The organism is Roseateles sp. P5_B10 (genome assembly GCF_056400485.1).
On record NZ_JBFULE010000338.1, the window covers coordinates 1 to 5,607 of the forward strand.

A 5,607-nucleotide genomic window follows, 5' to 3' on the forward strand; every position below is an offset into this window, starting at 1 on the left:
GTTGTAGAGCATGTTGCAGCGCGAGTAGTCGGCCTGGTTGGACTGCTTGGCCGGGTCCAGCGTGTCACTGGCCGCGGCCGTGGCGCCGGCCACGCGCAGCTTGCCACCGCGTCTGGGCGCCTGCGCATGGGCCGTCATCGCCGTGCCGGCCAGCGTGCCGGCGAGGCCCGCCTGCATGCCGGCGCCAACGAGCAGGCCGAGGATGTCGCGGCGGCTGGCGCCGCGTTTCAGCGCTTCGAACAAGCGCTGGCTGTCGTGCGGGCCGACAAGGGCTTCGAGGGGTTGGCGATGGCTCATGGTGTGTTTCTCGTTCAGTGTTCTATGGGGTTGACGAGTTCGGGGCGGGTCTTGGGAGAGCCGCCCGCTCCAGGCTAGGCGAGGCGATCCTTCAGCCGGTAGTACAGGCCGACGGCGGGCAGGAACCAGGGCGGGCCGACATGGCCGGGAATGGCCGGCCAGGCACGGTCCGCCCACGGGTTGGCGGCCGCATCACCGCCCATCAGCGCGGCCATGCGCTGGCCCATCAGCACCGACATCTGCGTGCCGTGGCCGCTGTAGCCCATCGTGTAGTACAGGCCGTCGCGCTCGCCGGCATGGGGCAGGCGGTCCTGCGTCATGTCGACGAGGCCGCCCCAGCAGTAGTCCAGCCGCACGCCGGCCAGTTGGGGGAAGGTCTCCAGCAGGCCGGCGCGCAGGACCTCGCCGCTGGCGGCGTCCTGCTGCGGACTGCTGATGGCGAAGCGAGCGCGGCCGCCGAAGACCAGCCGGTGGTCGGCCGTCAGCCGGAAGTAGTGGTGGATGTTGGCCACCGTCGTGTAGGTGCGGCGCGCCGCCAGCAGCGCGGCCGCGCGCTCCGCGCCGAGCGGCTCGGTCACGACGATGAAGCTGCCGATGGGCACGATGCGCCGGCGCAGCCAGCCGAAGCTGCGGTAGCCGCCGTGGCGCGAAGCCCCGGTGGCCAGCAGCACCTGGTCGGCCGCCACGGTGCCGCGCGTGGTGTGCAGGCGGTGGGCGTGGCCGTGGGTGCGCTCAATCCGCTGCACGCAGGTGCCGGTGAAGATGCCCGCGCCCTGGCGCTCGGCGGCTTCGGCCAGGCCGTTGGCGAAGCGGCCCATGTGCATCTGGCCGCTGCGCCTGTAGAGCATGCCGCCGTGGAAACGCTCGCTCTGCACCTCGGCACGCACGGTGGCCTCATCGAGGATCTCGGTGTCGGTGTCGACACCGTCGGCATGCAGGCGTTCCACGCTGCGCCGCAGCGCCTCCAGCTGCGCCGGCCGTGTCGCCAGCTTGAGCTTGCCGGTGCGGCTGAAATCGCAGGCGATGCCTTCCTGCTGAACCAGCTGCGCCACGGCGTCGACGGCGTCGTCGTAGGCGCGGTACCAGGCGGCTGCCCGCGTGGCGCCATGGCGCGCGGCGGCTTCCGCATAGTCGACCGCCAGGCCGTTGTTCACATGGCCGCCATTGCGCCCCGAGGCTTCGGACGCGACGCGCGCACCGGCCTCCAGCACGGCCACCGTGGCACCGCGCTTGGCCAGCGCCAGGGCGGCGGACAGGCCGCTGAAGCCGCCGCCCACGATGGCGACGTCCACGCGCTGCGGCAGCTCGCGCGCCGCCGGCACGAACGCCGGCACGCTGTCGGTCCAGTAGGTATCGAGTTTCATGGCCTGGCCGCTATCGACGTTCAGAGACCGACCACGCCGGCCAGGCCGCCGATGTCGGCGATCTCGGTGTAGCGGTAGGCCGGGCAGCCGGGGCCATGGCCGCGGTTGACGAAGACCTTGTTGACGATGCCGATGTCGTCGGCCGACATCAGGTCGTAGCGCAGGCTCGACGACACATGGAGCAGGTCCTCGGGGTTGCAGCCGAGCGAATCGATCATGTACTCGAAGGCCTTCAGCCGCGGCTTGTAGGCCTGGGCTTGCTGGGCGGTGTAGACCCGGTGGAAGGGTGCGCCGAGCATGGCGACGTTGGACTGGATCTGATGGTCCATCGCGTTGGACAGGATCACGAGCGGGATTTCCTTGGCGACCTTGGCCAGGCCTGCGGGCACGTCGTCGTGCGGCCCCCAGGTGGGCACGGCATCGACGTAGCGCTGCGCCTCGGCGTCAAGGTACTGCAGCTTCCACTTGCGGCACAGCCGGCGCACCGCGTTCTTCAGCACCACGTCGTACGGTTGCCAGTCGCCCAGCACTTCGTCGAAACGGTAGGCCGTGAAGTCGGCGATGAACTGCTCCATGCGCTCGGCCGGCACGCGGTCGAAGAAGATATCCCGTGTGATCTCCGCCATGCGGAAGCGGGTCAGGGTGCCGTAGCAATCGAAGGTGATGTACTTGGGTCGGATGCTCATGTTGCGCGTCTCGCTCAGTGGGTTGTCATCAGGACTTCATTGCAGCATGTGCAGTGAAGTGGTTTGTGGGGAAAACGGGCTGTCGCAGGCGCTGAAACTGCCGTTCGAAGGCGGCTCGGCGGCATGCCCTGCGGCGTGCACTTGGACGGGGACGAGCGCCCTTCAATGGAACCCTGAAGGCACCAGCCGGTGGCGCAAATGCGGGACCGCGAATCGGCCTTGAGCAACCCTGGGGTCCGGGCGGGCATTGGCGAATGCGGCTGGGCGACTTGCATGCGATTGACCTGCGATGTCATGGGTGAATGGGCGCTGATGGTAGGGACGCCGCCGCGAAATTTGTGGTCGCAGACTGGCCCGCCGCAGCATTGAATGCCGTGCGCGGCAGGCCTCACAGCGCAAGCTGCCGAAATGGGTGGCGGGTCGTATTTGGGCTGGCGCGGCACCCGCGAAAGGCCGCAACATCGGCAACCCCTTGCCCTTCAGGAGACCCCGCCACATGGGTGCCCCCGCCAACACGAATGCAGCTCCCGCCGACGACGGCGTGCGGCTGCGCAAGATGAGTGCCGCCGATCTTGCGGCCGCTCACGACCTGTCCGACACGCTGCGCTGGCCCCACCGCCTGGCCGACTGGAAGCAGGTCTTCCACCACGCCGAGGGCGTCGTCGCCGAGCGCGACGGCGAGATCGTCGGCACCGCCCTGCGCTTTCGCTGGGGGGCGCAGGACGCGACCATCGGCCTGGTCATCGTCGCGCCGGCGCAGCAGGGCCGGCGCATCGGCCACCGCCTGATGAGCGCGGTGCTCGACGGGCTGCAGGATTGCCGCGTTCGGCTCAACGCCACGCTCGAAGGGCGCGGCCTCTACGAGCGCCTGGGCTTCGTGCGCGTCGGCGAGCTGCGCCAGCACCAGGGCATCGCGCAACCTGCGCCACTGGTGGCCCTGGACAGCGGCTGGCGTCTGCGGCCGGCAGGCGCTTCCGATGCGCCGGTGTTGAAGGCGCTCGACGCCCAGGCCTGCGGCATGCCGCGCGACGCATTGATGGATGAACTGCTGGCCGAGGCGGAGTCCACCGTCGTGCTGGACGACGGCGGCACGGTGCGCGGCTTCGGCCTGCTGCGTCGCTTCGGCCGCGGCCACGCCATCGGGCCGGTCGTCGCGCCGGACGATGAAGGCGCCAAGGCCCTCATTGCCCACCTGGCCGGCACCAACGCCGGCCGCTTCACGCGCGTCGACATCGACCTGGACAGCGGCCTGGCCGAATGGCTGGAAGCGATGGGCCTGCTGCGCGTCGACGCGCCGGTGATGATGGAGCGCGGCCCGACCGCGCAGCCGGCGGCGCCGGGTGCGCCCAAGAGCTACGCCATCGTCACGCAGGCCCTGGGCTGAAGCACCGATGGCCACCTTCCTCTACATGGCTGACGCCGAGCGCGGCCGGCGCTGGGGCGAACTGTTCCGCCGCGACGCGCCAACACTGGACTTCCGGCTCTGGCCGGACGTGGGCGATCCAGCCCAAGTTCAATACCTCGCCACCTGGCAGCAGCCCGAGCAGCTGGCCCAGCGCTTCCCGAACCTGAAGCTGCTGTTCTCGACCGGCGCCGGCGTGGATCAGTTCAACCTCGCCGCGTTGCCGCCGACCGTCTCGCTGGTGCGCATGGTCGAACCCGGCATCGTGCAGGGCATGGTGGAGTACGTGCTGCATGCCGTGCTGGACCTGCACCGCGACATGCCCGCCTACCGGCGCCAGCAGGCTCAAGCGCAGTGGCGGCCGCTGCCGGTGCGCACCGCAGCGCAGTGCCGCGTCGGCGTGCTGGGGTTGGGCTCGCTGGGCGAAGCCGTGCTACAGGCGCTGCGTGGCCTGGGCTTCGACTGTGCCGGCTGGAGCCGCAGCCCGCGCAGCATTGACGGCTTGCGGTGCTTTGCCGGCGAGGCGGAGCGGACGGATTTCCTGCGCCGCAGCGACATCCTCGTCTGCCTGCTGCCGCTGACCGACGCGACGCGCGGCCTGCTGAACAGCACTTTGTTCGACGTGCTGCCGCGCGGCGCGGCGCTGGTTCACGTCGGCCGCGGCCCGCAGCTGGTGAGCGCGGACCTGTTGCGCGCCCTCGACGATGGTCGCCTCGGTGAAGCCGTGCTCGACGTGACCGACCCTGAGCCCCTGCCGGCGGACGACCCGCTGTGGCGCCATCCGCGCGTGCAGATCACGCCGCACATCGCCAGCATGACGCAGCCGGATACCGCGGCTGCGGTGGTGCTGGACAACCTGCGGCGCTTCGAAGCGGGCCTGCCGCTGGTGGGCCTGGTGGACCGCGGCAAAGGCTATTGAACGCGAGCGGCAGCTTCTGCCGTGACGGCCCTCAGTTCAGCGCAAGACGCTGCCGCGAGCGGCCAATGCAGCACGCACCGGCGAGGCCGAACGCCCAAACTGAGCGTCAGCCATCCACTGCAACACGCTGCTCATGACCGCCCTCCCCCTCGCCCAAACCGCCGCCCGAGCCGCCATCACCACCCCGGAACAGCACGCTGCGCTGGCCGGCCTGGACCGCGCGCATCTCATCCACCCCGTGGCACCGTGGCGCCGGCACGAGGAGCGCGGCCCGATGGTGCTGAGCTCAGGCCACGGCGTCTGGCTGCAGGATGCCCAGGGGCGCGAACTGCTCGACGCCTTCGCGGGCCTGTGGTGCGTCAACGTCGGCTACGGCCAGGAGAGCGTCGTGCAGGCCGCCGTCGAGCAGATGCGCCGCCTGCCCTATGCGACCGGCTACTTCCATTTCGCCAGCGAGCCGGCCATTCGCCTGGCGGCCAAGCTGGTCGAGATCACGCCGGCCTCGCTGACCCGCGCTTACCTGACGCTGGGCGGCTCGGAATCGGTCGACGCCGCCGTGCGCTTCATCGTCCAGTACTACAACAACACCGGCCGGCCCACCAAGAAGCACTTCATCGCGCTGCAGCGGGGCTATCACGGCTCGTCCTCGACCGGCGCGGGGCTGACCGCGCTGCCGGTCTTCCACCGCGGCTTCGACCTGCCGTTGGCCACGCAGCACCACATCCCGTCACCCAACCCCTACCGCCATGAGAACGGCGCCGACGCGCAGGCGCTGATCGCCGCCTCCGTCACCTCGCTGCGCACCAAGGTCGCCGAGCTTGGCGCGGAGAACGTCGCCGCCTTCTTCTGCGAGCCCATCCAGGGTTCCGGCGGCGTCATCGTGCCGCCGCCAGGCTGGCTGAAGGCGATGGCCGACGCGGCGCGCGAGCTGGACATCCT

Annotated in this window: 5 protein-coding genes and 1 pseudogene; 3 read left to right on the forward strand and 3 right to left on the reverse strand. The window is 70.3% G+C overall.

The annotated features are described in order from the left end of the window. The 3 genes and pseudogenes from AC1DU6_RS18665 to AC1DU6_RS18675 form a co-directional block, all read right to left on the reverse strand. Nucleotides 1-297 (reverse strand): annotated as a pseudogene (locus AC1DU6_RS18665) (ABC transporter substrate-binding protein); the annotation flags it as partial. Between the two features lie 74 nt (nucleotides 298-371). Then, on the reverse strand, nucleotides 372-1,661 hold the full coding sequence (locus AC1DU6_RS18670) for an NAD(P)/FAD-dependent oxidoreductase (protein WP_457322488.1): 1,290 nt from the start codon (nucleotides 1,659-1,661) through the stop codon (nucleotides 372-374). 20 nt (nucleotides 1,662-1,681) lie between these two features. Further along, nucleotides 1,682-2,347, reverse strand: coding sequence for a haloacid dehalogenase type II (locus AC1DU6_RS18675; protein ID WP_457390985.1), 666 nt, complete (start codon nucleotides 2,345-2,347; stop codon nucleotides 1,682-1,684). 496 nt (nucleotides 2,348-2,843) lie between these two features. On the opposite strand from AC1DU6_RS18675, the gene AC1DU6_RS18680 reads away from it, so the two are divergent. The 3 genes from AC1DU6_RS18680 to AC1DU6_RS18690 form a co-directional block, all read left to right on the forward strand. Continuing rightward, a complete protein-coding gene (locus tag AC1DU6_RS18680; protein WP_457326011.1) occupies nucleotides 2,844-3,731 on the forward strand; it encodes a GNAT family N-acetyltransferase in 888 nt (295 codons plus the stop codon). Nucleotides 3,732-3,738: 7 nt separating this feature from the next. Next, complete coding sequence (locus AC1DU6_RS18685) at nucleotides 3,739-4,668, forward strand: 2-hydroxyacid dehydrogenase (RefSeq protein ID WP_477858819.1); 930 nt, start codon at nucleotides 3,739-3,741, stop codon at nucleotides 4,666-4,668. 133 nt (nucleotides 4,669-4,801) lie between these two features. Continuing rightward, nucleotides 4,802-5,607: aminotransferase class III-fold pyridoxal phosphate-dependent enzyme (locus AC1DU6_RS18690; RefSeq protein ID WP_477858821.1), on the forward strand; the 806-nt coding region annotated here is incomplete at its 3' end.

Excerpts from the sequence above, each read along its gene's own strand:
- AC1DU6_RS18670 (WP_457322488.1), bottom strand. The coding sequence starts at position 1,661 with ATGAAACTCGATACCTACTGGACCGACAGCGTGCCGGCGTTCGTGCCG.
- AC1DU6_RS18675 (WP_457390985.1), bottom strand. The coding sequence starts at position 2,347 with ATGAGCATCCGACCCAAGTACATCACCTTCGATTGCTACGGCACCCTG.
- AC1DU6_RS18680 (WP_457326011.1), top strand. The coding sequence starts at position 2,844 with ATGGGTGCCCCCGCCAACACGAATGCAGCTCCCGCCGACGACGGCGTG.
- AC1DU6_RS18685 (WP_477858819.1), top strand. The coding sequence starts at position 3,739 with ATGGCCACCTTCCTCTACATGGCTGACGCCGAGCGCGGCCGGCGCTGG.